The organism is Vibrio sp. Y10_XG_PY6, from assembly GCF_024181795.1.
GTDB lineage: Bacteria > Pseudomonadota > Gammaproteobacteria > Enterobacterales > Vibrionaceae > Vibrio > Vibrio diabolicus.
This window is the reverse complement of the sequence record NZ_JAMZAQ010000004.1, coordinates 151,611-177,797: the sequence shown is the minus strand read 5'-3', so window position 1 is coordinate 177,797 and position 26,187 is coordinate 151,611. Positions and strand designations below refer to the sequence as shown.

The following is a 26,187-nucleotide window of genomic DNA, read 5'->3' as shown; positions in this document are numbered from 1 at the left end:
AAGGAGCCGCTAGGCTCCTTTTTTTATTTTACTTCTCGACCATCATATATTTTGCAATATAACGGCGGTAGCATATGCACGTTACCGTTTGGTAACTCACACTTTATCTCTGGGGCTAGCGTACGACCACCTGAAGCACCATTAGCATGAGTAGTTAATGGAGCTAGGGCAAAACATGCTAACAATAGACCAGCTAAAAATTTCATAATCATCACCTTAATGTAGACATTGAATATCTACTTGCTTGGATAAATAATGACTTTACTGAAAAGTAAGGTATCAATAGTTTCTTAATATTGAACTAACTACTGACTTCTATATTAGTTCCATTCTCCGCCTCTAAATCGACACATTTCACTTGGAATATTAGTGACATCACCACTTGGCAATTTACATTCGACTATCGGTCCTAAATTAGTTGTACCACCATTTCCGTTGGTGTAGGCAAAGGAAGAAAAAGAAAAGATACCGCATAACATTAAAAAGAGAAGTTTCTTCATAGTACATCCTCTTACTTACCAAATAAAAAGCATTCAACTTAAATGCTTATGCGTTAAGTATGTATGGGGGGGCAAAAAGATCAAAAAATAATTCAATAAAGTTTTATTTTTTAAAATAAATTTATAAAGATAATTTATATCGATATATTTCTATCTTATTGATTATCGTATGATGAATAATTAAATTATTGGAAGGATAGGGTAGGATATTAATAATATTGCTGCTACTTATTTTTTGTTCGATTTTAATTAAATCAATGAAATGAAAGCGGTTGTTTAGATTAAAGTAATGGAGCATAGTTTGCCCCATTACTTTGGCATAAATTACTTAGAATCAGGCTCAATGATTAAAATAATACCATCGATATCTTTTATTTTAACGCGCGTTCCTGCTGGAAGTGCTTGATCCGACTGTGCCGACCACGTGGTATCGGCAACCTTGATACGATTGAGCCCAACAGAAAAGTCCTCTTCAATGGTAAGTGTGCGTCCGATTAACTGCTTATACTTTTGGTTCAGATCTCTTTCTTGGTCTTCTTTCTTGTCTTTAGACCATTGTCGTCGCCACCATAACCAAGTGGTGATTAAGCTGAAACTTGCAAAGCAAAGCCATTGTAATTGCCAGCTCATTGGTAAAACAGTCATTAGTGCCCCAACGATAAGTGCAGAAACTCCGAGCCAGAGAAAATATCCCGCAGTCCCAAGTAGTTCTACCGCTAGAAGTGCAAAACCGAAGGCTAGCCAATGCCAGAAAGAGACGCCTTCCAGCAAACTGAAAAAGTCCATAAGTTATTCTTTATCTTGTTGTTTAAACATCTCTGCTATCCCTGCAACCGAGCCCATTAGTCCGGTCGCTTCTAATGGAAGCATAATGATTTTGCCGTTTTCAGCTTGACCAATGCTTTTGATCGCTTCGGTATAGCCCTGAGCAATGAAGTAATTGACGGCTTGCATATCGCCTTTGGCAATCGCTTCAGAAACCATATAAGTCGCTTTTGCTTCTGCTTGTGCGGCGCGTTCACGAGCTTCAGCATGGAGAATAGCAGACTGCTTTTCGCCCTCAGCTTTTAATATCTCCGATTGCTTATGACCTTCAGCCTTTAAAATTTCAGCTTGGCGTACCCCTTCTGCTTCGAGAATCTCCGCACGTTTATTTCGCTCGGCTTTCATTTGAGCATTCATCGCCGCCGTTAGATCGGATGGTGGCTGTACATCTTTTATTTCAATTCGTGTGACTTTTACACCCCATGGGTTGGTGGCTTGGTCAACAATTGCCAGCAGCTTGGAGTTGATCATGTCACGCTGACTCAGCATTTCGTCCAACTCCATTGAGCCTAAAACGGTGCGGATATTGGTGAGAGTTAAATTTCTAATGGCATGTTCCAAATCGTTGACTTCATAAGCGGCTTTGGCAGCATCGATGACTTGAACAAATCCGACGGCATCAATAACTACGTTAGCGTTGTCTTTTGAAATAACTTCTTGCGCTGGAATATCAAGAACGCGCTCCATCATGTTGACTTTTTGCCCTATCTTATCAACAAATGGGATGATCAAGTTTAAGCCGGGTTTTAGCGTATGGGTGTAGCGTCCGAAGCGTTCGACTGTCCAGTTATTTCCTTGTGGCACCGTCTTAATGGCTGAAGATAAGATAACTACAGCAAGAACGACGAAAATACCGATGGTAATCAGTGAATCAATTGGCATGAGTTATTCCCTTAAGTGCATAATGTCCGATTCATTTTTACCTATTTATAGACAATAGACAATTGAAGTTCTGAGAACCTTAAGAGGTTATTGGTTTTTTATATAACAAAGGCCGGAATATCCGGCCTTTAGTTGAAGTTTCGCTTTTCAGCGAGTTAGTACAGAATCGAATACAGCTGACGGCGATATTTGCTTGCTAATGCGTTGCCTTGACCTAGCGCGCTGAGAATATCCATAAAAGTCTTCTTCACTTCACCGTCTTGGGCGCCCAAGTCTTTTTTAAGAATATTCCACAGCAGTTCCAGCGCTTCTTCATCACGACCCACTTGGTTGTACTGTACCGCCAATTCACAAGCAAGTTCGAAGTTTGCCATGTCTGCTGCGTATTCTTGTTCTAGTCGTTGTAACTCAGGGCTATCTGCAGCCTGCAAATGCAGCTCGAGCTTGGCTATTAGACTCTTGTAGTAGTTATCTTGATACTCAAGAGGGATAGCGTTCAGTAGCTCTTGGGCGACATCAAATTGTTTGGTTTCTAATAAACAATCAGCCATCGCGAGTTTCACATCACCACGCTCTTGCAGTTCTGGCGGCAAAGTGTGGATGATGCTTAAAGCCTGAGCATGCTCACCTTGCTGAAGAAGTTCACTGACTTGCTTTAATAGCTGTTCATCTGGGCTTGGCAAATGCTTTTGTAGCATGGTTGCAATGGCATCAATTGGCTGAGGGCCACCCAATCCATCGACGGCTTGACCATTTATAAACAGCGCGATAGTTGGCAATACTTGCACACCAAATTGAGACGCTAGAGCCGGCTGATCTTCACAATTTAATAAAGCAAGCGTAAATGCACCGTTGTACTGTTGAGCAAGAGATTGCAACTCAGGGAGTATCTGTGCGCTTTCTGGTTGAGCATTGGCCCAAAAGTGGATCAGAACGGGCGTGTTCATTGATCCTTCAAGAGTTTCGCGAAAGTTCTGTTCTGTTATCTCAACGATAAATGGGGATTGCATCAGAGTATCCTTGCTTTGTGTCTTGTCGTTGATAATAGATATGGAGTTGATTTAAGGGAAATTCAAGCGATGGTTGCTAATCGTCATCAATAATGAATCATTCTATTTTGTGAAAGGATGCGGTAAGAGAATAGTGTTACTGCTGAATAGGTGTAAGGCAAAAAGAAAACGCTGCCGAAGCAGCGCAGTTCTAATGCTATTTGTTAGTGCGGTATCAAAATAGGATGAACATGGTCAACACTACACCCACACTAAGCCAGTTAAGCTGATTCAATGTCATTGTTGCCTCGCAGTAGTAAAAACATTGCTACAAAACGTAATGGGTGGCGATACCAAATCTAAGCAACTCAATCACTTTAGGCGAAAGAATCCCCGCTGAATTGCGTAGAAATTGATTCGTTTGGTTGAGGTTTTTTTAACCTACATGTTCATAATGACATCACATTGTTACGGTGAAATTACATTTCGACAAAACTTTTTTATGCAGCCTGTCGCAAAATTTTATCAAGCACACGGGTTGGTAATAACCTTTTCAAGATTGCGAATAATTTAGTCGGCGTAGTAATTCGATAGCGAATTTTAGGTGAAGCGCTAGTTAATGCATGAAGAACAGGTGCGACGCAGGACTCTGCAGGTAAAACAAATCGATTATTAGATTTGTCTTTGTTGAGTCGCTCTCTTTGTCCTTCATAGGCGAGGCGGTGAGGGCTGGATTCAATATCAATCCACTTCTCGAAGGCTTTTAATGCATTATTTCTAAATTGAGTTTCGATAGGCCCAGGTTCTATCAATGCCACTTTGATATTCGTATCCGCAAGCTCTAGCCGTAGTGTGTCAGTCCAGCCTTCTAGGGCAAACTTTGACGCATTGTAGGCGCCGCGGTACTTCATTGCAGCAAAGCCAAGAACAGAACTGTTTTGTATTATCCGTCCTTCGCTTTGTATGCGCATGTGAGGAAGCACTTCTCTGACTAACTGGTGCCAACCAAAAAAGTTGGTCTGAAATTGAGCTTGAAGAGCCTCGGTGGGCAAGTCTTCCAATGCACCGGGCTGGCCATAGGCACCATTATTGAACACGGCATAAAGCTTACCTTCTGCTAGCTCTAATGCTTGCTTTACGCCCGAAGAAATACTTTCAGGGCTGTTTAGGTCTAGCTTGATGCAGGTTAGCCCTTCATTAATTAGACGTTGGACATCTTGCTCTTTCCTACAAGATGCTATGACATGAAATCCCTCGTTTTGCAGGGCGTGAGCGCACACGTAACCGATACCGGTTGAGCAACCCGTAATAAGAATCGACTTTTTCATAAATTAAGCCTCAAGCAACATTGAATGAGGTCATCATTCATCAGCTCCGGTCATGAAGCAAGTGCTTGAGTGCTGGCTCTATTCTGGAGTAGCTAAATTTGAAGCCAAGTTCGGTGAGCTTTTTGGGTTTGGCTCTCATGCTATCGAATAATAAGCAGGAAGATTCACCCATTAGGAGTTCCATCGCCCATTTAGGCGTGAACAAGGTATGTGGTCGTTTCAGCGTTTTTGCCAACGTGCCGCTAAAGATACGGTTAGTCACAGGGTGAGGTGCACACATATTGAACGCACCATGGGCATGTGGTGTTTCAAGCAAGTACATGATGGCGCGGACCATATCCAGAATGTGAATCCAAGGCATGTACTGATTACCGTTCCCGAGCGGGCCGCCTACGCCAAGTTTGTAAGGTAAGAGCATTTTCGCCAAAGCCCCGCCATTAAGGCCGAGTACCACGCCAGTTCTCAGTAGACAAACCCGTGTTTGTTCCGACTCTGCGCGCTTAGCTATTTGCTCCCACTTTGCACAAACTTCGTGAGTAAAGACGTCGCTATTAACATGTAAGCACTCATCAAACGGATGGTCTTGTTGATCTCCATAATAGCCAACTGCCGAGCCACTAATAAAAACAGAGGGAGGTTCGGTGCTTGCGTGGATCAGCTCAACAATTTGCTCGGTAATTCTCCAACGACTTTTGCAGATTTTTTCTTTTTGCTCGCTAGTCCACCTTTTATCTGCAATAGGCTCACCTGCAAGATTAATGACGGCATCAACGTGATTGAGATCGGCGAACGACTCGAGCGAGTCAAGGTATTCGATATTACCCAGATCAGCATGCTGTAGGCGTTGTTTTGCATTCTCTGGAGAGCGTGTAAGTAGCATAACTTGGTGAGTGGATAGCAGCTTGAGCAACTCCGAACCAATAAACCCAGTGCCACCTGTGAGTAATATCTTCATGTTATCTCTTTGAATGTACACGTATTAGAACATTATAGTCGTTTTGTGCTGAGCTTGATCATCTCACGACTATTATTTCTAGGATAGTGGCAAGCCTGTAGCGAGGCTACTGACTTCACATATTGAAAAAATGTAACTAAATGTTATGCATGGCGCTAATTCGTTCACGGTAGGAGAACTAAATCTATGCCAGACTAAAAACATCGCTAACGGAACAAGCGTAATCAGTTTGCACCATCAAGGAGGATAGGTATGGAAGCATTTGTTGCTCTTTTTCGAGCGCTCCTTAATAGTGCTCGCGATCTGCTACCCATCGTTGTTGTTATCACTTTTTTTCAATTAGTTGTTTTGCAAGAGCCACTTCCTAATCTCATCTCCATTCTTTTTGGCTTGTTGCTTGTGGTTTTAGGGTTAACGTTTTTTATTTTTGGTCTAGAGCTTGGTCTTTTTCCTATCGGAGAGAGTATGGCTCAAGCCTTTGCAAAAAAAGGTAGCGTGTTCTGGTTGTTAGTTTTTGCGTTTTGTTTGGGGTTTGGCACCACGATCGCAGAGCCAGCATTAACGGCCGTAGCAGAAGAAGCATCAGAAGTTGCGGCAGAAGGAGGGATGATCACAAACTCAGAGCAATCCATGCAGGACTATGGACAAGGGCTACGAGTAACGGTGGCACTTTCTGTGGGGATCGCCATCGTTATTGGCGTTCTGCGCATCTTAAAAGGGTGGCCAATTCATTACATGATCATCGGCGGCTACGTCGGCGTTGTAGTCCTGACGTGGTTTGCACCGGAAGCCATTATTGGCGTTGCTTATGATTCTGGAGGTGTGACGACGTCGACTATCACCGTGCCTTTGGTCACTGCACTAGGGGTTGGTTTAGCATCGGCGATTAAAGGGCGCAACCCCATGGTGGATGGTTTTGGTTTAATCGCTTTTGCCTCGCTGCTACCGATGATGTTTGTGATGGTTTACGGAATGGTTGTAACATGATTTCAATTGAACATTTCCTAGACACTTTATTATCGACCGTTCGAGATGTCATTCCCATCGCCAGCATTATTTTTGGTTTTCAGTTAGCGGTGTTAAGGCGTCCAGTTAACAACCTTAAGAAGGTTTTGCTTGGGTTTGTTTATGTGATTCTTGGGCTCGCTCTTTTTTTGCTCGGATTAGAAATGGCTCTGTTTCCGCTCGGAGAGACCATGGCCGTGCAACTGACGGCACCGGAATTTTTACAAGAGTTTAAAGTCTCTGTGGGAAAAGCCTTAGTGTGGGTCGACTACTATTGGGTGTATACCTTCGCCTTTTTTATCGGTTTTAGTACCACGATTGCTGAGCCTTCTCTAATCGCTGTAGCGATAAAAGCAAACCAAGTTTCTGGTGGCAGTATCAGTATTAACGGTTTACGCGTGGCCGTTGCATTTGGGGTGGCCATTGGCATCGCGCTAGGGAGCTATCGGATTGTTGTCGGTGACCCTATTCACTATTACATCATTGCGGGTTACATCGTGGTTGTGATTCAAACGTTTTATGCGCCAAAGCTTATTGTTCCACTCGCCTACGATTCTGGAGGCGTCACGACTTCTACTGTCACTGTTCCGCTTGTAACCGCACTAGGGCTGGGGCTTGCTTCTACCGTCCCAGGAAGAAACCCAATGATTGATGGCTTTGGCTTGATCGCTTTTGCCAGTCTGTTTCCTATGATCTCTGTGATGGGCTATGCGCAAATAACCCAATGGCTGAATAAAGATGTCTCGGAGGACGAAGAAAATGCGCTTTAAATTGATACTTGCGTTTGTTGAAGACAGCAAAACAGACAAGGTACTGGACGCTGCTCGCGAAGCTGGCGCGACTGGTGCGACGGTGATTAATAACGCTCGTGGACAAGGCTTAAATCAAAAGCGAACGTTTTTTGGCTTAACGCTGGAAGTACAAAAAGATGTGCTGCTGTTTGTCGTTGAGGAGCACCTTTCTCGACACATATTAGAAACCATCAATGAAGTTGGTGAGTTCGACCGAGAGTCGGGGCAGGGCATTGCTATTCAGATCGATATTGAGGATGCAGTCGGTGTCGCGCATCAAGTAGAGACGTTGACCAAAGTGGTCGAGGATGAGTTATGAGCAGTCAAACGATAATTAGAGTTCGAGATGTAATGGCGGCTACTTATGTCATGGTTGATGGGCTAATGACAGTTTATGAAGGCATAACGTTGGCTAAAAAATACCAAGTCAAAGCGCTGGTGGTGAAAAAGCGAGATGACAACGATGAATATGGCATCGTCTTGATGAATGATATCGCCAAAAAGGTGCTGGCGAATAATCGCTCTCCACAGCGCACGAATATTTATGAGATCATGACCAAGCCCGCTTTGTGTGTCGATCCTGATATGAATGTGAAATATTGTGCGCGCCTATTTGAACGATTTGGCATTAGCCGAGCTCCTGTCATTGAAGATGGGGAGGTCATTGGCATGGTGAGTTATAACAATATTGTCATCAATGGCATGGTGCGAGAAGAAGTGTAATAGGTTGATATAAATGAAAAATCAACGCATTTTTTCTCAAGTCAGCGACTGTTACAAAGAACTAAAACATTTAATATATGTTAGGTTGCATATGTGTTAATTCACCATTATTCTTTGCGCCCTAAGTCTATTGTCGAGGAATTTGTATCATGCCTTTAGTCTCTTGCCCTGTGTGTGAGAAACAAATCTCAAAGCGCGCTCACGCATGTCCAGGATGCGGAGAGCCAGACCCGCTGCACCACCTAGCTAAGTCAAAATTTATGTCGATGGTGTTTTGGATACTGGTGTTGGTTGGAACTGCGTATGCCGCATGGTTCTATATTTTGCCTATGGTCATTGAATCATTGCGTTATCAGTAGTCGTTGGTTGAGCTGTCATAAAAATGCCGTAGAATGACCTCGTACTTTGTGAGGAGACGATGTCGTGAAACTATTTTTTGCCTCAGATCTGCATGGCTCTTTGCCAGCAACTAAAGAAACTATTGAGCTATTTTTAGCCTCTGGTGCGGAGCACCTGATTTTGTTGGGGGATACGCTAAACCACGGGCCAAGAAACCCGATTCCAGAAGGTTACAACCCACCGCAGGTGGCGGAGCTACTGAACCAATACAGTGATCAAATTATTTCTGTGCGTGGTAACTGCGATAGTGAAGTGGACCAAATGCTATTGAAGTTTCCAATGATGATGGATTACTCGTGGGTGCTACTTGAATCTGGTAAGAGAATCTTTTTGACTCATGGTCACTTGTACAACTCTGAAAAACGGCCGCCACTGCGTGAAGGTGATATCATCGCCCACGGTCATACGCATGTTCCTGTCGCAGAGATGCAAGATGGGGGCATTATTTTTAACCCAGGCTCGATGACATTTCCACGTAATGGTTTACCAAGAAGCTTTGGTACTTTAGAAGACAATACGCTAACGGTAAAAACGCCAGAAGGCGAAGTATTAGCACAAACCATGATTTAACGGTTTTACTAAGTAAAAATATAGGGAGCGAATTGCTCCCTATTTTGTGTCTGAATGTCCTAAATCGCGTTCTGGGTCGATAATGTCTCTTACGCGCTGTTTTAGCACCTTTGCTTCAGGAAAGCCGCTGTCTTTTTTCCGTTCCCAAATTTGCTGGCCATTGCAGAAAATTTCGAAGCGACCACCTGTATCTGGGTGTAAGCTGATCGTTTCTATTTCTTCGCTAAAAGTATGCAGTAGTTCTTGCGATAGCCAAGTTGAACGCAACATCCAGTTGCACTGGCGGCAGTAATAAATATCAATGATTGCTTTATCCATGAAACTTTCCTTTTAATCGGTTTAAACTAGCAACTTGATACCCACGGCAAACGTGAGAATTTCGAATGCAATTTTAATCACTCGGTTGCTGTATCGAGTCGCGGCCCATGCGCCTAAACTGCCGCCTAGAAATGAGCTTAACAATAAAACAGGCAACCAAGCCCAATGTATCGGAGCGCCAGCTTGGACGACGGCAATGCCTCCAATGCCATTCCAAAACAACCCGACGCAAATCATGGTGTAAGCAACGGCTTGTTTATAGTTATACCCAAACCAGCGAACTAAAAATAGTGTCACGAGTAAACCAGAACCTGCGGTCAGCGACCCGTTGATGATACCGATGAGCATTAGTCCGACACCGCCGATGACCCAACCGATTGGGTGACGGTTACGTATTATTTCTTCTTGGCCTAACGATTTCTTAAATCGTGAATAGATGCCGAGCGCGAGAATCATGCTCCCTAGCATTTTTTCCGCCACACCATCAGGTATTTGGACAATTAAGTTCGCCCCTAAGACTACGCCAATGCTGCCAGAGACTATAAGGTAGAGCGCGACCTTCCATTTAATTGTGCCTGCTTTTAAGTGTGTGCTTGCTGCCCCTAAGCCTAAAGCGACGGAAGCCACTTTATGTGTCCCCAGCGCAACCGAGAATGGCAAGCCGAGAAAGATGAGCAAAGGGAATTGAAGTAAGCCTGCACCGCCGCCAGAAAGCGAAGCCAGAGTATTGGCGATAAGTGAGCCGAAAAAGAGGGTGAGGGTATCTAGCCAATCCATAAGCAAAATAAAGGGGGGCGTCTTGCCCCCTTATCATCAAATCAAAGTTAGTTTTTAAACAGCACCGAAGAACCGTGGTTCAAGCTAGTGAGCAATAGCGTTTTTTCGTTCACGACATCAATACGGCGACTTTGCTCAGCATCAAGCTTAAAGATTTGAGTGATCAAACGTAGCTGTGCTTCGGAGAAGTCTTTTGATTGAGAAGATGAAATATCTTTAAACTCAGAAGGCGAAACCAGCAAATAGTTGTCACTTACTTCCCATCGCCCTTTTTCCGAGATATTAATCGTGGATTCTGCCGTTGAACCTTGAGCGAATAATTTGATATTTGCTACGCGAATATAGTCTCCGTTAGGGAGATATTTCACATTTGATTCAACATTAACACGACGCAGTGGGCCGACAGGATCGTCAGGCAAGCTGTCTGTAATGACCGTCACCATGGTTGACTGCCACTCATTGGCAGTGAGGACCTGCTCCACTTTTAGGTCGCTACCCCAATATAACCAACCACTGAAAAGGACGGATACGGCCAAAACCGCAGATGCTAATTTTATCTTCATTCTGGCCTCCTTATTTACAGATATCGGTTGGGTCATTTTGACCAGCGAAAATACGCAATGTCACGTTCTCATATGAATGTTGACTGTCATGAATGTAGTTCAGAATCAGCTGATTGTTCTGGCCACCTGTAGCAATCACTTCTACCGGCATTGAATCTTCTGCATGGTATTTTACGTAGCGTTCAATGCACTGCTCAATGGACGGCAACCAACTATTGATTTGCGGGTGGTTCACTGGCGTCATCACAGGTACATTTTGATACTCACCAATCTGACGGAATTGGGATTCTGCAGGATTGGTGAAGAGCAATACACAAATAGGAAGCAGCAGAGACAAAAGAACGATCATACGCGGCAGCCAGTTATTCGTGTTGGCTGCTGGTTTTGGCTGTGCCTTAGGTAGTTCTACTTGAGGCTCTACTTCAGTCGTAGTGTCTGCAGCCGCTTCTGTTGACGGCGCGTCACTTGTTTCTATTTCCGCAGCGTGCGCTTCATTTTCAGAAGTGGCTTCTTCAACGTCAGTATTAGAGTCAGCAGATAATGGGCTTAAGCGTTCCACTGAACAAATGAGTTGATAACCGCGTTTAGGAACCGTTTTAACAAACTCTGGAGATTTTGTTGAGTCCTTCAACATCTTACGCAGAGTAGAGATCGCTTGAGTCAGGCTTGAGTCATCCACCTCAAAACCTTGCTCACGCCAAACAAACTCGTGAAGCTCGTTACGGGTTAAAACTTCGTTTGGTCTCTCTGCCAACATCAGAAGTATACGGCTTTCGTTGCTTCCTAATCGTACAACGTCGTTGCCGTTTTGTTGGTCAGCGAGCGAATTACTATTTGGATCAAAGGTGAACCTTTGAGCAAGTAGAAATTTGGTGCCGATGTTAGTCATTTAGTTCTTCTTAGATGGATGATGTTGTAATTATAGTGATTTATGTCACAAAATTACCGAAGCGCATGGAGTGCGCACGACATTTTAGATGCTTTTAGGCTGGTAGGATAATTAAATTTTTCTAAAAAAACACCGTTTTTAGCAATATTGACCTTGAATTTACATTTGTCAGCCACATGTTAAATGACATCTCAGTAAGGTAATTTCAAGGGGAAAGTCACAAACTTATCTCCATGAAAAAGCCAATTAGTTTAGATGTTATGGAGCACACATGAGCGAAACCGTATCTCAAAACAAAGAAACTCGTGGTTTTCAATCAGAAGTAAAACAACTACTGCATTTAATGATCCATTCTCTTTATTCAAATAAAGAGATCTTTTTGCGCGAGCTGATTTCTAACGCATCAGATGCATCGGACAAGCTGCGCTTCCAAGCGCTCTCTAACCCAGACTTATATGAAGGTAATGCAGACCTTTGCGTGAAACTGTCGTTTGATGAAAGCGCAAATACCTTAACCATTTCTGATAACGGTATCGGTATGAGCCGCGATGATGTGATCGAGCACTTAGGTACGATTGCAAAATCCGGGACCGCGGAGTTTTTCTCAAAGCTGTCTGAAGAGCAGAGCAAAGACTCTCAGCTTATCGGTCAGTTTGGTGTTGGCTTCTACTCTGCGTTTATCGTTGCTGATGCCGTCACCGTACGCACTCGTGCTGCGGGCCTAGCCGCTGATGAAGCAGTGCAATGGCACTCAGCCGGTGAAGGTGAGTACACCATCGAAAACATCACTAAAGAATCGCGTGGTACTGATATCATTCTTCATATGCGTGAAGAAGGTAAAGAGTTCCTAAATGAATGGCGTCTACGTGATGTGATCAGCAAGTACTCGGATCACATTGGCATCCCAGTTTCCATCCAAACTGTTGTTTGCGATGACGAAGGCAAAGAAACGGATGAGAAGAAGTGGGAGCAAATCAACAAAGCTCAAGCACTGTGGACGCGTAATAAATCGGATATCTCAGATGAAGAGTATCAAGAGTTCTACAAGCACGTATCACATGACTTTGCCGATCCATTGGTTTGGAGCCATAACCGTGTAGAAGGTAAAAACGATTATACGAGCTTGCTTTACATCCCATCTAAAGCGCCATGGGATATGATGAACCGCGACCACAAATCAGGCTTGAAACTGTACGTACAACGCGTGTTCATTATGGACGATGCAGAGCAGTTCATGCCGTCTTACCTACGTTTTGTACGAGGTTTAATAGACTCCAATGATCTGCCACTCAACGTATCGCGTGAGATCTTACAAGACAACAAAGTGACTCAGTCTCTACGTAATGCTTGTACTAAGCGTGTGCTAACGATGCTAGAGCGCATGGCTAAGAATGATGAAGAGAAATACCAATCATTCTGGAAAGAGTTTGGTCTTGTGATGAAAGAGGGTCCGGCAGAAGACTTCGCAAACAAAGAGAAAGTTGCAGGCCTATTGCGCTTTGCTTCAACTGAAGTGGATTCTGCGGAGCAAACCGTGGGTCTAGCTGCTTACGTTGAGCGCATGAAAGAAGGTCAAGATAAGATCTACTACTTGACGGCAGACAGCTATGCAGCTGCGAAAAACAGCCCTCACTTAGAGCAGTTCAAAGCGAAAGGCATTGAAGTTATCTTGATGTACGACCGCATTGATGAGTGGCTGATGAACTACTTAACTGAGTTTGACGGCAAGCAGTTCCAATCAATCACAAAAGCTGGGCTCGATCTAAGTCAGTTTGAAGATGAAGCAGAAAAAGAGAAGCAGAAAGAAACTGAAGAAGAGTTTAAGTCGGTTGTAGAACGCACGAAGTCTTACCTAGGCGATCGTGTGAAAGAAGTTCGTACGACCTTTAAACTCGCGTCTACACCTGCTGTTGTGGTAACGGACGATTATGAAATGGGCACTCAAATGGCGAAGCTTCTTGCAGCGGCGGGTCAGGCAGTGCCAGAAGTGAAGTACATCTTTGAGCTAAACCCTGAGCACGAGCTGGTTAAGCGCATGGCTGACGAAGCGGATGAAGAGGCATTTGGTCGTTGGGTAGAAGTCCTGCTTGGTCAAGCAATGCTTGCAGAGCGAGGCTCAATTGAGGACCCGACGGAGTTCTTAGGAGCTGTTAATAAACTTTTGACTAAGGTGTAATAACCTCAGTACATCAAAAAGCTCGCATTTCGCGAGCTTTTTGTTTGTTGTCGCAAAATTTTGCATCTCAGGTGTTGAGTTAATAATCAATAGGGCGTGAAAGAGGGTATCGTTAACATTCTTTAGTCTTAATACACTCTTTGCGCGGCGAACCTGTGATAGAATCTGCGACTTGAATGTGAGTAATAAGGCGTGTATTTTTGCTCGCCTATATACGTTATACCGAAACTTATCGTTGCGAGTGCTTCTCGGGTTTGATGTCTAAGAAGCCCAGCTATTGTGAGCTTCGGTATAAATCTTAAATATTAAAGAGGATAAATCATGCGCATCATTCTTCTAGGTGCTCCAGGTGCAGGTAAAGGCACACAAGCAAACTTCATCATGGAAAAATACGGTATTCCACAAATCTCTACTGGTGATATGCTTCGTGCTGCTATCAAAGCAGGTACAGAGCTTGGTAAACAAGCTAAAGCTGTTATCGACGCTGGTCAGCTAGTTTCTGATGAAATCATCCTTGGCCTTATCAAAGAGCGTATCGCTCAAGAAGACTGTGCAAACGGTTTCCTACTGGATGGTTTCCCACGTACTATTCCTCAAGCTGACGGCCTAAAAGAAATGGGCGTTGATGTAGACTACGTTATCGAATTTGACGTTGCAGATGATGTGATTGTTGAGCGCATGGCAGGTCGTCGTGCTCACCTTCCTTCTGGTCGCACTTACCACGTGGTTTACAACCCGCCTAAAGTGGAAGGTAAAGATGATGTAACTGGTGAAGATCTTGTTGTTCGTGATGACGACAAAGAAGAAACAGTACGTGCACGTCTAGGTGTTTACCACGAGCAAACTGCACCACTAATCAACTACTACGGTAAAGAAGCTGAAGCAGGCAACACTAAGTACCTTAAGTTTGATGGTACTAAGCAAGTAGCTGAAGTTAGTGCAGATATCGAGAAAGCACTTTCTTAATTTGCTGAAGTCAAAAATTTAATATTTTGATATATTGAAAGCGACCCAAGTGGTCGCTTTTTTTAGTTTACTCGTAAACATATATCTAAATAACTTCAAGCTGCAGCGATGCAGCGCTGTGAGGCTATTTAAGTATATGAACCAAGCCGTTTACCATGAATAGGATGTTATGAAAGAGAATAATAAACAGGGTGTACTCCTTGTGAACCTGGGTACTCCTGACGCACCAACCGCTCCTGCCGTAAAGCGCTTTTTAAGTCAGTTTCTTCATGATCACCGAGTGGTAGACATGACTCGATGGCTTTGGTGTCCGCTATTGCACGGCGTTATCCTTCCAATCCGAGCTCCCAAGGTTGCTAAACTCTATCAATCAGTTTGGATGGAAGAGGGCTCGCCACTGATGGTGTACTCTAAGCGTCAAACAGAAAAGTTGGCTCAAAAGCTTGATATGCCAGTCGAACTTGGCATGACTTATGGAAATCCAAGTTTGCAATCAGGTTTTGAAGCGCTGTTGGCTCAAGGGGTAGGGGAAGTCATCGTTTTACCTTTGTATCCGCAATACTCGGGCACAACAACGGCAGCGGTTTCTGACGGAATCACTAAAGCGTTTAAAAACCTGCCCGTGATACCGGGCTTTAGCTTTATTCGGGATTACTACAATCACCCGAAATACATTGAAGCGTTAGCGCATTCAGTTCGTGAACATTGGCAAGAGTATGGTAAGGGAGACTACTTGCTATGTTCTTATCACGGTATTCCAAAACGTTACGCTGATAATGGAGATGTTTACCCTCAGCACTGTGAAGAAACGACTCGCTTACTCGCTGAAGCGTTAGGGTTAAACGAGCAACAGATAGGTATGACGTATCAGTCTCGATTTGGCCGAGAAGAGTGGTTACAGCCCTATACCGATAAAACCCTAGAGGCACTTCCTGCAAAAGGGGTAAAAAATATCAATGTAGTGACACCAGCATTCTCTTCGGATTGTTTAGAAACGTTGGAAGAAATCTCGGAAGAGTGTGAAGAGATTTTCCTTGAAGCAGGTGGTGAAAACTTTACCTACATTCCTTGTTTGAACGATAGTGAGCTTCATATAGAAATGATGGCTGAGTTAGTTCACTCTAAGCTTTAGGTACAAAAAAGGGTCGCAAAAGCGACCCTTTTTTGTAGAGCGATTAAGCGACTTGTACTTGCTGCTCTTCGACTTGTTCTGCTGTGCTGTGAGTATTCTCTGCACCATGCATCCAGCGAACGAGCGTATTCGAGAATAGAAGTAGGATGACACCACTCACGGTAGCGCTGACGGCAATGCCACTAAAGATAGCCATTGCGCCCAATTCTCCTACGTGAGACCCCACATAGCCCGCAACGTAGTTTGCAATCGCATTACAGCCAAACCATGCACCCATCATGAGTGAAGCTAAGCGAAGCGGTGCTAACTTGGTTACCAGTGAAAGACCAATTGGAGATAAACACAGTTCGCCCAAGGTGTGGAAGAAGAAAGCACCCACCAGCCACAACATTGATGTTTTTACCGTTGTGTCTCCACCTTGTTCTAGCACAGCGCCAACCATACATAGGAAGCCAATTGCCAAGAAAAATAGTGCCATCGCAAATTTCACTGGCGACGTAGGTTCGCGTTTCCCCAGTTTTACCCAAAGGACCGCCAGAACTGGTGCTAGGGTAATAATGAAAAATGGGTTTAGCGATTGGAACCACGCAGCAGGTACTTCAAAATCACCAATCATACGATCAGTATATTGTTGAGTGTAGATGTTCATTAGGCCACCGGCCTGCTCAAAGCCAGCCCAGAAGACGATAGTGAATAAGCTCATGACCAAAATTACTTTTAGTCGGTTTACTTCTTCTTTCGTTAGGGGTTGCTTCGTGGTGGAGTTTTTGTTGCTTAGATCTCGTTTTGCTGCGGGCTCGCGACCGATGTCACCAAGCCAAGACTGAGCTAGCACCATTTGCATCACTAAGCTAATAATCATACCTACACCTGCGGCCACAAAACCGGCTTTCCAACCGTAAGAGGTTGTCACAGAGCCAGAAACGACGCCGGCAAGTAACGCACCTAAGTTGATACCCATATAAAAGATAGTGAATGCGCCGTCACGACGGTTGTCACCTTCTTTATATAAATCGCCAACCATGGTTGAGATATTCGGCTTAAAGAGGCCGTTACCAGTGATAAGCAGACCAAGACCTAAATAGAAACTGTGTAGCGAACCAATACCCAGAGCGTCAGCAGGAAGTGCGAGTGTAAACTGGCCGATAGCCATTAACGCGCCACCAAGCAAAATTGAACGGCGTTGACCTAAATAGTTATCCGCTAAGTAACCACCGATAAGAGGTGTGATATACACAAGACCAGTATAAATACCGTATAGGTCTAGTGCGTCTTTGGTTGACCAGCCAAGGCCGCCATTCATCGTTGTATCTGTAAGGTAAAGTACTAGAATGGCGCGCATTGCGTAGTAAGAAAAGCGTTCCCACAGTTCAGTACCGAACAATAAGAACAAGCCACGAGGATGGCCGAAATATTGATGTTGGTTTGACATAAGCTCTTCTAATAATAGTTATTACATTTTTTAACGACTTCTACGTATACATTGCAATTTAATGAGTGACAAACAATAAAATTTTGCATTACGACTAAAGTTGTTTGTTAAGTGACTGTTTTTGAGTGTATTTGCAGATGATATGATGGTGTGTTGGCTGTGTTACAAACTTAATTTCCATTTTTGTCTATGGACTTCTTCTCGTAAGTTCTTGAAAAAATACCGTTAATGCGAGCGATGTATAATCATACTTTTATAGATAAACTGAATGTCAATGACTCAACTTTGGCTTAATGCTAGGATAAAAACAAAATAGAATTGGCTAGTAAAAAAGATGAAACGTTGGTATCTACTTTATTGTAAACGTGGGGAGCAGGTTAGGGCGAAACAGCACCTTGAAAACCAAGGTGTAGAGTGCTTTTATCCAACTGTAGAAGTTGAGAAGATTTTGCGCGGGAAAAGACAAAAAGTCGAAGAGCCGCTGTTTCCTTGTTATGTGTTTGCTTACTTTGATTATGAACAGGGACCTAACTTCACCTCAGTCCGCTCCACTCGAGGGGTTGTTGATTTTGTGCGTTTTGGTGCTCAACCGAAAGAAGTCCAAGGTGACTTAGTCTTTGAATTGATGCAGCTAGAAAAATGCTGTAATGAAAATACCGCTTCTGAGTGTATGCCAAAACCAGGTGATCAAATCCGAGTTAAGAGCGGTCAGTTTGCTGGTATAGATGCTATCTTCCAAGAGCAAGATGGTGAGAAACGCTCAATCATGTTAGTGCAGATGATCACTAAACGAGTGCCTGTCAGTATTGATAACAGCGATTTAGACTTGAAATAGCTAATGTGTAAAAACAAAAAAAGAGGTGCTTTGGCACCTCTTTTTTAATCTTGCTGGTAATCACCAGCAGTGGGACGCTGTTTAGCGAGCTTAGCAAAACAACGATGGTTACCGATTAGGAGTAGGGCATGACACCCTACTTAGTCGCTTAGTAAGCGTCGTTATGGACGGTTTGCACCGCACGACCTGACGGGTCTACACAGTTTTGGAATGACTCATCCCATTCAATCGCTTTCGCTGATGAACAAGCTACTGAAGGACCACCTGGCACACACTCAGCCGCTGAAGGTAGTGGGAACAGCTCTTCAAAGATTTCTCGGTACACGTAACCTTCTTTTGTGGTTGGCGTGTTGTATGGGAAGCGGTATTGAGCCGTTTCCATCTGCTGATCCGTCACTTTTTGCTCTGCGACTTCTTTCAACGTATCAATCCAGCTGTAACCTACGCCATCAGAGAACTGTTCTTTTTGACGCCATGCGATCGACTCTGGCAAGTAATGCTCAAAACACTCGCGTAGAATGTGTTTTTCCATTTTGCCGTTGCCACACATCTTATCTGCTGGGTTTAGGCGCATTGCAACGTCGATAAACTCTTTATCAAGGAACGGTACTCGGCCTTCAACCCCCCATGCCGCTAGCGATTTGTTTGCGCGCGCGCAGTCAAACATGTTCAGAGCAAGCAGTTTACGTACCGTTTCTTCGTGGAACTCTTTCGCGTTTGGCGCTTTGTGGAAGTACAGGTAGCCGCCAAAGATTTCGTCAGCGCCCTCACCAGACAATACCATCTTGATACCCATCGCTTTGATCTTACGACCCATTAAGAACATAGGTGTGGATGCGCGGATGGTGGTCACATCGTACGTTTCGATGTGGTAAATCACGTCGCGAATCGCGTCGAGACCTTCTTGAATTGTATAAGTCATTTCATGGTGAACGGTACCGATTTGGTCGGCAACTTCGCGAGCGGCTTTCAGGTCAGGCGCGCCTTCTAGACCCACAGCAAAAGAGTGCAGTTGTGGCCACCAAGCTTCAGACTTTTCATCATCTTCAATACGCATCGCTGCAAAGCGTTTTGCTACCGCAGATGTAATAGAAGAATCTAGACCACCTGAAAGAAGTACACCGTAAGGCACGTCAGTCATTAGTTGGCGTTTAACAGCCGCTTCTAGCGCTTCAGTCAGTTCTTCTTTGCTGGTGGTGTTACCTTGAACGGCAGCGTATTCGTTCCAGTCACGAACATAGTAACGCGTTGGCTCGGCATCTTTTGAGCTGTAGTAGCTACCAGGAGGGAACTCGCTCACTGTTTTACATACTGGAACAAGTGCCTTCATCTCTGATGCAACATAGTAGTTGCCATGCTCATCATGACCTTGATAAAGAGGGATAATGCCAATGTGGTCGCGACCGACTAAATATTCGTCTTTTTCTTCATCGTACAGAACAAAAGCGAAAATACCGTTTAGTTCTTCAAGGAGATCTGCACCCATATCTTGGTACAGTGCAAGAATGACTTCACAGTCTGAATCGGTTTGAAACTCGTATTTTCCTTCGTAACGAGCACGAATTTCTTTATGGTTGTAGATTTCACCATTGACTGCAAGGATGAGCTTTTTATCTGGGCTGTATAGCGGTTGTGCACCACTATTTAGACCAACAATCGCCAAGCGCTCATGCGCTAAAATAGCGCGCTCTGAAGAGTAAATCCCAGACCAGTCAGGGCCACGATGACGAAGTTTTTTCGACATTTCTAATGCGATAGGGCGCAATGCGGCTGCATCGCTTTTAATGTCTAAAATGCCAAATACTGAACACATACTACATCCTTACTAAACTAAATAATTTCTAATCGGTATGGCTTAAATTTGCCATTACTAGTAAAAAAAGCAACGTTTTGTGATTATAAAAATGATAAAAAGCCTTGTTGTGTGAATATTATTTAATTTAATGGCTCGTTTGGTGAATGAAATCAAGGTTTGGTATAAAAACCATACAAAAAAGCCTTTCTATTGATAGAAAGGCTTTTAAAAAATATTAGTATGGTTGCTTATTTTATTGGTGTGAACTGAGGTTCGAGTTGTTTACACACATGTCGAGCAAAACCGCTACCTGCTTCACTGTATATATTGAATGCGGCGTCAACTCCGCTTTCCAGCAAACCTTCCAACTGATCTGGGTACTCGGCGATAGCAGCTATTTGCCCTTTATATTTTCTGCGTTTAAGCTGCTCAAGTGCGGTTTGGTTACCTTGATGATGAGGCATGGCAAGCAGCACCAGTTTGACATGACCTGTATCTAAAATTCGTTCCCAAAAATCTGGGTCTGTGGCATCGCCAGCGATCACGTTTCTTCCCTCTGAACGGTGCTGATGTGCTGCATCTTCACGAATTTCTATGCCTAGTGAAATTTTGCCATAGCGCGCACGTAATTCATCATAGGCCCCAGTCCCGATGCGCCCCATGCCTAAGATTAATACCTGGGCATGCCCAGGGTTAATGAGTTGGTCACGCTGGTTAAGCTTTTCTGCGGCTGTCTCTTGCAGCCACTTGCCGGAGTGTTGATAAATTTTGTGGCTAAGGCGGTTAAGTGGCGCAGAAATAATAAAGGACACGGACACCGCAACCGCAATCGCAGCGAGCATATCGCTTGGCATCCAGCCCATTTTATAGGCCAACCCTGCTACTATAAGGCCAAACTCACTGTAGTTGAACAGCGATAAAGAGGCGAGCAAAGAGGTACGTACTCGAAACTTAAAGTGATTAATCGTGACGAAGTACAAGAGCCCTTTTATTGGCAGCAGTAAGATAAATAGTAGGGCGAGTACGACGCCATTGACGCTCAATGAAGCGGACAAGCCAATGTTTAAAAAGAAGCAGACTAAGAACAGCTCCTTCATATTGAATAGCGATTTGGATAGCTCTGAAGCTTTAGGGTGGCCAGCGAGTAGCATGCCTAAAATCAGCGCGCCCAAGTCTGGTTTCATTCCGACCAGTTCGAATAGCCCTGCCCCAACAACAAGCGCGAAGAAAATACCGAACAGCACCAGCATTTCGCCGTGGCCAACTTTATCTAACAGTTTATAGAATAGTGGACGAAGGAAAGGCAATGCGAACAAACCAATGGCATACCATTCTGGGATTTTTCCGGTTGAAGCAGTCAGGAATACCACGGCAAAAATATCTTGCATAACCAAGATACCGATCGCGAGTGTGCCGTAGGTGGCGTTCATTTCACCTTTTTCTTGCAATGCTTTTACGGCAAAAACGGTACTGGAGAACGATAGTGCAAACGCTAAAAGTAGGATTTGACCGCTATCCATACTGGCGAGCGAAGTTAAGCCCAGTAGTTTTAAACCTGATAGCGCTAGTGCAAAAAAAGCGGTAGACAGTATGTTGTGGGCGGTCGCTCCTCCCCATATTTCTTTGGACAGTAGCGTTTTGACATCAAGCTTGAGTCCGATCGTGAATAGAAGAAGAGTGACACCAAGATCTGCAAGAGTGACGATAACGTCATTGCTTTGATAGCCAAATGCATGCAAACCAAATCCTGCCAGTAGAAAACCAACGAGGGGAGGGAGGCTACATTTAAGCGCAATAAAGCCAGCTAAAAAAGCTGTTGTAATTAGAATAATTTCCATACTGTTGAGCTGTATTCCTGATATACAAAAACGGGCTGTGAAAACACAGCCCGAGATTGTAACTCAATTAGTTGTATAAACTTAGTCTTCAAGTAACTTTTGTAACAAAACTCCGTTTAGCATTGCGCGTTTAATCATCGCAAATGCGCCCATCGTTGGCTGCTTATCAATGTGTGAAGCCACGATAGGAAGGTCGTTATGGAAAGTTTTGAGAGATTGATTTTCGACATTACGTTGAATTGCAGGGAAGACTATGTCTTGTGCGGCAGTAATGTCGCCCGCAATGACAATTTTCTGAGGATTAAACAAGTTAACGGTAATTGCAATCGCTTTACCTAACTGGTTACCCACTCGCACTAAACTCTGCTTTGCAAGTTCGTCACCATCCATTGCATGCTGACACACTGCTTCAATCGTGATGTTTTCAAGGTCAGTCAAGCTTGACTCATAGCCTTGAGCAATCAGTTGTTTTACTCGTTGGATAATAGCTGGGTTCGCTGCTACGGTTTCTAAGCAACCAAAGTTCCCACATTGGCACTGTTCACCAAGCGGATCGATTTGGATATGACCAATTTCACCGACGTTGCGGTTAAAACCAAGAAAAACCTGGCCGTTAACGATAATACCTGCGCCAGTACCGCGGTGAACGCTAACTAAAATGGAGTCCTGACAGTCTTGGCTTGCCCCAAAGTAGTGCTCCGCTAACGCCATGCCACGTACGTCATTCCCAACAAAGCATGCGGTATTAAACTTCTCTCCAACAATTTCACCCAGCGCCAGATTATCGATATCGGTATTCGGCATGTATTCAACTACGCCAGTTGTTGGGTTTACAAGGCCCGGTAGCGTAATACCAATTGCAATGAGCTGATCAATTTTGTCTTCGCAACGGTTTACGAATTCTTTAAGTAAATCGATAAGCCCAGCGATCAAGTCAGCTTGGTTGGTGTAATGCAGTTCGTGTTGATCTTCCGCAAGTGCAGTGCCACCTAAATCGTACAAACAAAATTGTACGTAATCTCGACCTAAACGAACCGCAATAGAGTGAAAGGGTTTGACTTCGGTGGTCAGAGAGATTGCACGACGACCACCAGTTGAAGCTTGCTGGGCGACCTCTTTAATAAGGCCGCGCTCTAAAAGTTGGCGGGTTATTTTGGTAACACTAGCAGGTGCGAGCTGGCTCACATCTGCGACTTGAATACGGGAGATAGGACCTTGCTGATCAATCAGCCTATATACCGCAGCGCTGTTAAGCTGTTTTACTAAATCTACATTACCAATCTGTCCGCCATTCATGCTTAATTTTGCTCGTATTGTCCGTTAACAACCGTCGCTTTTACTTTGAAGTCACGATCGAAAATGGTTAGGTTTGCAACCATCCCTTTTCGAACTCGGCCAAGGCGATCCTCAACACCAATTGCAGTTGCTGGGTATAACGTGGCCATTCGTAGAGCTTCGTCTAAAGCGATCCCCGCGTGCTCAACTGAATTCTGAACTGCTTCTATCATTGTCAAAGCTGAGCCGCCTAGTGTGCCGTTTTCATCAACACACTTACCATCTCGGTAATATACTTTCTTACCGACAAAAATAAAGTGATCAATGTTAGCACCTGCTGGAGCTGTGGCATCCGTCACCAAAACAAGCTTTTCACCTTTGATTTTATGAGCAATTCGGATGTTTGCGTAGTCTACGTGGAAACCATCAGCAATAATGCCAGCATAAACGTCAGGCGTATCGTAAATTGCACCAACAACTCCAGGTTCACGACCAACCATTGGTGTCATCGCGTTAAATAGGTGTGTGGCAAAAGTAATACCTGCTTCAAAGCCTTTACGCGCTTCGGCGTAGGTCGCATTTGTATGACCAATAGAAACTACGATGCCGGCTGCTTTTAATCGTGCAATATGCTCTGGATCGTTTTGCTCTGGTGCAAGCGTTACTTTAGCTATGATATCGGCGTTTGCGCAGATAAGATCAATCATGCTTTCATCTGACGGGCGAATAAAATCGACGTTGTGGATACCTTTTTTCGCGACGTTAAGATAAGGACCTTCTAGGTGTAGACCAAGTGATTGGTTTTGATATTGGTTGTGGTATTCACGAGCGGCAGAAATTGCAGTTCGCATATCTTCGTCTGATGAAGTAATGAGCGTTGGTAAGAAGCTAGTACAGCCGGACTTGAGGTTTGCTTCGTGCATGATTTGCATGGTTTCCGGTGTGATTGCATCGTTTAGCATTACACCGCCACAGCCATTCAGTTGCAGGTCGATAAAGCCCGGACTTAGGTTTGAGCCTGCGAGGTCTTTCACTTCGATGCCCTGAGGTAGCTCTGCAACTGGCACAATAGATTGAATAAGGTCGTTTTCGATGATGACCGCATGATCGGTAAGAACATCACTACCGGTATAAATTTTACAGTTACTTAGCGCGTACATAGTCAGCTAGTCCTTATAGATGAGAATTCAATTTCTATATCGTTACCTAAGTGGAGACTGCTTTAGTCATATGGGTACTTAGTTTGTATCACTGAATTAGATAACGAGTCACATACAGCAAGTCGCGTTTTATCGATGTTATTGTCATAGTAACTAACTGAAAAGTAATAATTGTATGGTTTTTTATGATTCTTTTTCAGAGCAAAGTTACAGTGATTTACCCGCCTAGATACCAAAATAACACTGATTCTGCCTTGCATAAAGTGCGAGAATATTATCTTTAAAACGCCATTTTTTCGCATAATAAAATAAGTTTTATGATCTCGCTAGCAAAAACCTTCCGAAAGGGCAAATTGTGGTGATTATGATCACAAACAGTGAGCTTTTAATTTGCGGAGCAAAATTAATGTCATAAACTGAGGATGACTAAATTGGACGACTGAAATAAGTCATTCAAGATAACATCTAATCCTATAGGGGGAACTTAAGGTGAATATTCTCGGATACGCGCAGAAGTTAGGTAAAGCTCTTATGCTTCCTATTGCGACTTTGCCAATCGCAGGCTTGTTACTGCGCTTGGGCCAGCCGGATGTTTTTGACATCGCATTTATGGCACAAGCAGGTAACTCAATCTTTTCTAACCTTCCATTGTTATTTGGCCTTGGTATTGCGATCGGTCTATCTAAAGACGGTCAAGGTGCAGCTGGCCTTGCTGGTGCAGTTGCGTACTTTGTACTGACAGCGACAGCGTCAACAATTGATGCATCAGTAAACATGTCGTTCTTTGGTGGTATCATCGCAGGTATTATTGCTGGCCACTCTTACAACGCTTTCCATGCTACACGTCTTCCTGAGTGGCTTGCTTTCTTCTCTGGTAAACGTTTAGTGCCGATTATGGCAGGTCTATTCGCTTTAGTTGCTGGTGCAGTTGGTGGCATTGTATGGCCAACAATTCAAGGTGGTCTAGATGCGCTTGCTCATGGCATCTCAACTTCTGGCGCTATTGGTCAGTTTATCTACGGTACACTGAACCGAGCCCTTATTCCTGTAGGTCTACACCACGTACTTAACTCATTCTTCTGGTTTGGTATGGGGTCTTGTCAAGAAGTGCTAGTAACTGGTGCAAATGCTGCGGGTCAAGCGCTTCCTGCTCTACAACAACTGTGTGTGGATCCTGCGCTAGCGAAAACGCTTGTGGCTGGTCAAACTCATACATTTGAATTCGCTAACTCTGTCACTCCTGAAATCACTGCAACAGTGAAGGAAGTAACTGAAACAGTTAAATCTGGTGACCTACACCGTTTCTTCGGCGGCGATAAGAGCGCTGGTGTGTTCATGAACGGTTTCTTCCCAGTAATGATGTTCGGTCTACCTGGTGCGGCGCTTGCTATGTACCTAGCGGCTCCTGCTGAGAAACGCAGCCAAGTTGGTGGTGCATTGTTCTCTGTTGCATTCTGTTCATTCCTAACTGGTATCACAGAGCCTCTAGAGTTCATGTTCGTATTCCTAGCGCCTGCACTATACGCGATTCACGCAGTGTTCACTGGTCTGTCGCTAGTTGTTGCTAACATGCTTGGTACGCTACACGGCTTCACATTCTCAGCTGGTCTAATTGACTACTTGTTGAACTACGGTCTAGCAACTAAGCCGCTACTACTTGGTGCAGTTGGTCTTGGCTTTGGTGCTCTATACTTCTTCACATTCAGCTTCGCAATCCGCGCATTCAACTTGAAATCGCCTGGCCGTGAAGATGACGACAGCGAAGCTGCAGCGCCTGCTGGTGAGAAGAAAAGTGGTGACCTAGCTCGCCAATACTTAAAAGCACTTGGCGGTCATGACAACCTAACTTCAATCGACGCATGTATCACTCGACTACGCTTGACGCTAAAAGATCGTTCAGTCGCTGATGAGGAAGTACTGAAGAAACTGGGTGCGAAAGGTGTGGTTAAACTTGGTGAAAACAACCTTCAAGTTATCCTTGGCCCTCTAGCTGAAATCGTTGCTGGCGAAATGAAAGCAATCGGTGCTAATGAAGACCTATCGAATGTAAAATTGCCTTAATTA

Annotated in this window: 27 protein-coding genes; 11 read left to right on the top strand and 16 right to left on the bottom strand. The window is 44.1% G+C overall.

Going from position 1 to position 26,187, the window contains the following annotated elements; translation table 11 throughout:
• Positions 1–23 precede the first annotated feature (23 nt).
• From NL644_RS19355 to NL644_RS19325, 7 genes are all read right to left on the bottom strand, one after another.
• Positions 24–206, bottom strand: a complete 183-nt coding sequence (locus NL644_RS19355; protein WP_109168626.1) for a hypothetical protein — start codon at positions 204–206, stop codon at positions 24–26.
• A gap of 114 nt (positions 207–320) precedes the next feature.
• On the bottom strand, positions 321–500 hold the full coding sequence (locus tag NL644_RS19350; RefSeq protein ID WP_074191004.1) for a hypothetical protein: 180 nt from the start codon (positions 498–500) through the stop codon (positions 321–323).
• A 324-nt stretch (positions 501–824) separates the two neighbouring features.
• A complete protein-coding gene (locus NL644_RS19345; RefSeq protein ID WP_012842052.1) occupies positions 825–1,286 on the bottom strand; it encodes an NfeD family protein in 462 nt (153 codons plus the stop codon).
• Between the two features lie 3 nt (positions 1,287–1,289).
• Positions 1,290–2,207: an SPFH domain-containing protein gene (locus NL644_RS19340; RefSeq protein WP_005393087.1), complete on the bottom strand. Its 918-nt coding sequence runs from the start codon at positions 2,205–2,207 to the stop codon at positions 1,290–1,292.
• A gap of 155 nt (positions 2,208–2,362) precedes the next feature.
• Entirely contained in the window at positions 2,363–3,217 is an 855-nt protein-coding gene (locus NL644_RS19335) for a co-chaperone YbbN (protein WP_253658714.1), read from the bottom strand.
• Between the two features lie 479 nt (positions 3,218–3,696).
• Positions 3,697–4,524, bottom strand: coding sequence for an SDR family oxidoreductase (locus NL644_RS19330; RefSeq protein WP_114322609.1), 828 nt, complete (start codon positions 4,522–4,524; stop codon positions 3,697–3,699).
• Positions 4,525–4,564: 40 nt separating this feature from the next.
• Positions 4,565–5,479, bottom strand: a complete 915-nt coding sequence (locus tag NL644_RS19325) for a TIGR01777 family oxidoreductase (protein WP_253658713.1) — start codon at positions 5,477–5,479, stop codon at positions 4,565–4,567.
• A gap of 252 nt (positions 5,480–5,731) precedes the next feature.
• Between NL644_RS19325 and NL644_RS19320 the strand changes: the two genes are divergently transcribed.
• The 6 genes from NL644_RS19320 to yfcE all read left to right on the top strand — a co-directional run bounded on the left by NL644_RS19320 (position 5,732) and on the right by yfcE (position 8,967).
• The gene (locus tag NL644_RS19320) at positions 5,732–6,466 is read left to right on the top strand and encodes a DUF1538 domain-containing protein (RefSeq protein WP_046874270.1); all 735 of its coding nucleotides are present in this window, start codon (positions 5,732–5,734) and stop codon (positions 6,464–6,466) included.
• Positions 6,463–7,254 (top strand): DUF1538 domain-containing protein, encoded by a 792-nt coding sequence (locus tag NL644_RS19315; RefSeq protein ID WP_046874269.1) that lies wholly within the window; start codon positions 6,463–6,465, stop codon positions 7,252–7,254. The genes NL644_RS19320 and NL644_RS19315 overlap by 4 nt, the downstream gene beginning before the upstream one ends.
• On the top strand, positions 7,244–7,594 hold the full coding sequence (locus NL644_RS19310) for a P-II family nitrogen regulator (RefSeq protein ID WP_005393077.1): 351 nt from the start codon (positions 7,244–7,246) through the stop codon (positions 7,592–7,594). Before NL644_RS19315 ends, NL644_RS19310 begins: the two co-directional genes overlap by 11 nt.
• A complete protein-coding gene (locus NL644_RS19305; protein WP_005393075.1) occupies positions 7,591–7,998 on the top strand; it encodes a CBS domain-containing protein in 408 nt (135 codons plus the stop codon). The genes NL644_RS19310 and NL644_RS19305 overlap by 4 nt, the downstream gene beginning before the upstream one ends.
• 149 nt (positions 7,999–8,147) lie before the next feature.
• The gene (locus tag NL644_RS19300; RefSeq protein WP_005393073.1) at positions 8,148–8,357 is read left to right on the top strand and encodes a hypothetical protein; all 210 of its coding nucleotides are present in this window, start codon (positions 8,148–8,150) and stop codon (positions 8,355–8,357) included.
• A 64-nt stretch (positions 8,358–8,421) separates the two neighbouring features.
• Positions 8,422–8,967: a phosphodiesterase gene (yfcE, locus tag NL644_RS19295; protein ID WP_199803784.1), complete on the top strand. Its 546-nt coding sequence runs from the start codon at positions 8,422–8,424 to the stop codon at positions 8,965–8,967.
• 39 nt (positions 8,968–9,006) lie between these two features.
• Here the strand turns inward: yfcE and NL644_RS19290 are convergent, their stop codons facing one another.
• From NL644_RS19290 to NL644_RS19275, 4 genes are read right to left on the bottom strand one after another with little or no spacing between them, the layout of a single operon-like run.
• Positions 9,007–9,285: a SelT/SelW/SelH family protein gene (locus NL644_RS19290; protein WP_005382088.1), complete on the bottom strand. Its 279-nt coding sequence runs from the start codon at positions 9,283–9,285 to the stop codon at positions 9,007–9,009.
• A 21-nt stretch (positions 9,286–9,306) separates the two neighbouring features.
• Positions 9,307–10,062 carry a sulfite exporter TauE/SafE family protein gene (locus NL644_RS19285; protein WP_104974380.1) on the bottom strand — a complete coding sequence of 252 codons (756 nt, stop codon included), beginning with the start codon at positions 10,060–10,062 and terminating at the stop codon, positions 9,307–9,309.
• A gap of 47 nt (positions 10,063–10,109) precedes the next feature.
• Complete coding sequence (toxS, locus tag NL644_RS19280; RefSeq protein ID WP_005393067.1) at positions 10,110–10,625, bottom strand: transmembrane regulator ToxS; 516 nt, start codon at positions 10,623–10,625, stop codon at positions 10,110–10,112.
• 10 nt (positions 10,626–10,635) lie between these two features.
• Positions 10,636–11,514 (bottom strand): transcriptional regulator, encoded by an 879-nt coding sequence (locus tag NL644_RS19275; protein ID WP_005393065.1) that lies wholly within the window; start codon positions 11,512–11,514, stop codon positions 10,636–10,638.
• Positions 11,515–11,785: 271 nt separating this feature from the next.
• Between NL644_RS19275 and htpG the strand changes: the two genes are divergently transcribed.
• The 3 genes from htpG (at position 11,786) to hemH (ending at position 15,788) form a co-directional block, all read left to right on the top strand.
• A complete protein-coding gene (gene htpG / locus NL644_RS19270) occupies positions 11,786–13,690 on the top strand; it encodes a molecular chaperone HtpG (protein ID WP_104974379.1) in 1,905 nt (634 codons plus the stop codon).
• 321 nt (positions 13,691–14,011) lie between these two features.
• Positions 14,012–14,656, top strand: coding sequence for an adenylate kinase (gene adk, locus NL644_RS19265; RefSeq protein WP_005393061.1), 645 nt, complete (start codon positions 14,012–14,014; stop codon positions 14,654–14,656).
• A gap of 169 nt (positions 14,657–14,825) precedes the next feature.
• Positions 14,826–15,788, top strand: a complete 963-nt coding sequence (gene hemH / locus NL644_RS19260) for a ferrochelatase (RefSeq protein WP_114322606.1) — start codon at positions 14,826–14,828, stop codon at positions 15,786–15,788.
• 43 nt (positions 15,789–15,831) lie between these two features.
• On the opposite strand, the gene NL644_RS19255 is transcribed toward hemH, so the two are convergent.
• Positions 15,832–17,220 (bottom strand): peptide MFS transporter, encoded by a 1,389-nt coding sequence (locus NL644_RS19255; protein WP_114322605.1) that lies wholly within the window; start codon positions 17,218–17,220, stop codon positions 15,832–15,834.
• Between the two features lie 334 nt (positions 17,221–17,554).
• On the opposite strand from NL644_RS19255, the gene rfaH reads away from it, so the two are divergent.
• Positions 17,555–18,055 carry a transcription/translation regulatory transformer protein RfaH gene (rfaH, locus tag NL644_RS19250; RefSeq protein WP_005393056.1) on the top strand — a complete coding sequence of 167 codons (501 nt, stop codon included), beginning with the start codon at positions 17,555–17,557 and terminating at the stop codon, positions 18,053–18,055.
• Positions 18,056–18,203: 148 nt separating this feature from the next.
• Here the strand turns inward: rfaH and asnB are convergent, their stop codons facing one another.
• The 4 genes from asnB to nagA form a co-directional block, all read right to left on the bottom strand.
• Entirely contained in the window at positions 18,204–19,868 is a 1,665-nt protein-coding gene (gene asnB / locus NL644_RS19245; RefSeq protein ID WP_005393054.1) for an asparagine synthase B, read from the bottom strand.
• 230 nt (positions 19,869–20,098) lie between these two features.
• Positions 20,099–21,688 (bottom strand): cation:proton antiporter family protein, encoded by a 1,590-nt coding sequence (locus tag NL644_RS19240; RefSeq protein WP_114322604.1) that lies wholly within the window; start codon positions 21,686–21,688, stop codon positions 20,099–20,101.
• Positions 21,689–21,769: 81 nt separating this feature from the next.
• On the bottom strand, positions 21,770–22,984 hold the full coding sequence (locus NL644_RS19235) for an ROK family protein (protein ID WP_005393050.1): 1,215 nt from the start codon (positions 22,982–22,984) through the stop codon (positions 21,770–21,772).
• 2 nt (positions 22,985–22,986) lie between these two features.
• A complete protein-coding gene (gene nagA / locus NL644_RS19230) occupies positions 22,987–24,123 on the bottom strand; it encodes an N-acetylglucosamine-6-phosphate deacetylase (protein WP_199803789.1) in 1,137 nt (378 codons plus the stop codon).
• A 489-nt stretch (positions 24,124–24,612) separates the two neighbouring features.
• On the opposite strand from nagA, the gene nagE reads away from it, so the two are divergent.
• Entirely contained in the window at positions 24,613–26,184 is a 1,572-nt protein-coding gene (nagE, locus tag NL644_RS19225) for an N-acetylglucosamine-specific PTS transporter subunit IIBC (RefSeq protein WP_006742711.1), read from the top strand.
• Positions 26,185–26,187 lie beyond the last annotated feature (3 nt).

Excerpts from the sequence above, each read along its gene's own strand:
- NL644_RS19355 (WP_109168626.1), bottom strand. The coding sequence starts at position 206 with ATGAAATTTTTAGCTGGTCTATTGTTAGCATGTTTTGCCCTAGCTCCA.
- NL644_RS19350 (WP_074191004.1), bottom strand. The coding sequence starts at position 500 with ATGAAGAAACTTCTCTTTTTAATGTTATGCGGTATCTTTTCTTTTTCT.
- NL644_RS19345 (WP_012842052.1), bottom strand. The coding sequence starts at position 1,286 with ATGGACTTTTTCAGTTTGCTGGAAGGCGTCTCTTTCTGGCATTGGCTA.
- NL644_RS19340 (WP_005393087.1), bottom strand. The coding sequence starts at position 2,207 with ATGCCAATTGATTCACTGATTACCATCGGTATTTTCGTCGTTCTTGCT.
- NL644_RS19335 (WP_253658714.1), bottom strand. The coding sequence starts at position 3,217 with ATGCAATCCCCATTTATCGTTGAGATAACAGAACAGAACTTTCGCGAA.
- NL644_RS19330 (WP_114322609.1), bottom strand. The coding sequence starts at position 4,524 with ATGAAAAAGTCGATTCTTATTACGGGTTGCTCAACCGGTATCGGTTAC.
- NL644_RS19325 (WP_253658713.1), bottom strand. The coding sequence starts at position 5,479 with ATGAAGATATTACTCACAGGTGGCACTGGGTTTATTGGTTCGGAGTTG.
- NL644_RS19320 (WP_046874270.1), top strand. The coding sequence starts at position 5,732 with ATGGAAGCATTTGTTGCTCTTTTTCGAGCGCTCCTTAATAGTGCTCGC.
- NL644_RS19315 (WP_046874269.1), top strand. The coding sequence starts at position 6,463 with ATGATTTCAATTGAACATTTCCTAGACACTTTATTATCGACCGTTCGA.
- NL644_RS19310 (WP_005393077.1), top strand. The coding sequence starts at position 7,244 with ATGCGCTTTAAATTGATACTTGCGTTTGTTGAAGACAGCAAAACAGAC.
- NL644_RS19305 (WP_005393075.1), top strand. The coding sequence starts at position 7,591 with ATGAGCAGTCAAACGATAATTAGAGTTCGAGATGTAATGGCGGCTACT.
- NL644_RS19300 (WP_005393073.1), top strand. The coding sequence starts at position 8,148 with ATGCCTTTAGTCTCTTGCCCTGTGTGTGAGAAACAAATCTCAAAGCGC.
- NL644_RS19290 (WP_005382088.1), bottom strand. The coding sequence starts at position 9,285 with ATGGATAAAGCAATCATTGATATTTATTACTGCCGCCAGTGCAACTGG.
- NL644_RS19285 (WP_104974380.1), bottom strand. The coding sequence starts at position 10,062 with ATGGATTGGCTAGATACCCTCACCCTCTTTTTCGGCTCACTTATCGCC.
- toxS (WP_005393067.1), bottom strand. The coding sequence starts at position 10,625 with ATGAAGATAAAATTAGCATCTGCGGTTTTGGCCGTATCCGTCCTTTTC.
- NL644_RS19275 (WP_005393065.1), bottom strand. The coding sequence starts at position 11,514 with ATGACTAACATCGGCACCAAATTTCTACTTGCTCAAAGGTTCACCTTT.
- htpG (WP_104974379.1), top strand. The coding sequence starts at position 11,786 with ATGAGCGAAACCGTATCTCAAAACAAAGAAACTCGTGGTTTTCAATCA.
- adk (WP_005393061.1), top strand. The coding sequence starts at position 14,012 with ATGCGCATCATTCTTCTAGGTGCTCCAGGTGCAGGTAAAGGCACACAA.
- hemH (WP_114322606.1), top strand. The coding sequence starts at position 14,826 with ATGAAAGAGAATAATAAACAGGGTGTACTCCTTGTGAACCTGGGTACT.
- NL644_RS19255 (WP_114322605.1), bottom strand. The coding sequence starts at position 17,220 with ATGTCAAACCAACATCAATATTTCGGCCATCCTCGTGGCTTGTTCTTA.
- rfaH (WP_005393056.1), top strand. The coding sequence starts at position 17,555 with ATGAAACGTTGGTATCTACTTTATTGTAAACGTGGGGAGCAGGTTAGG.
- asnB (WP_005393054.1), bottom strand. The coding sequence starts at position 19,868 with ATGTGTTCAGTATTTGGCATTTTAGACATTAAAAGCGATGCAGCCGCA.
- NL644_RS19240 (WP_114322604.1), bottom strand. The coding sequence starts at position 21,688 with ATGGAAATTATTCTAATTACAACAGCTTTTTTAGCTGGCTTTATTGCG.
- NL644_RS19235 (WP_005393050.1), bottom strand. The coding sequence starts at position 22,984 with ATGAATGGCGGACAGATTGGTAATGTAGATTTAGTAAAACAGCTTAAC.
- nagA (WP_199803789.1), bottom strand. The coding sequence starts at position 24,123 with ATGTACGCGCTAAGTAACTGTAAAATTTATACCGGTAGTGATGTTCTT.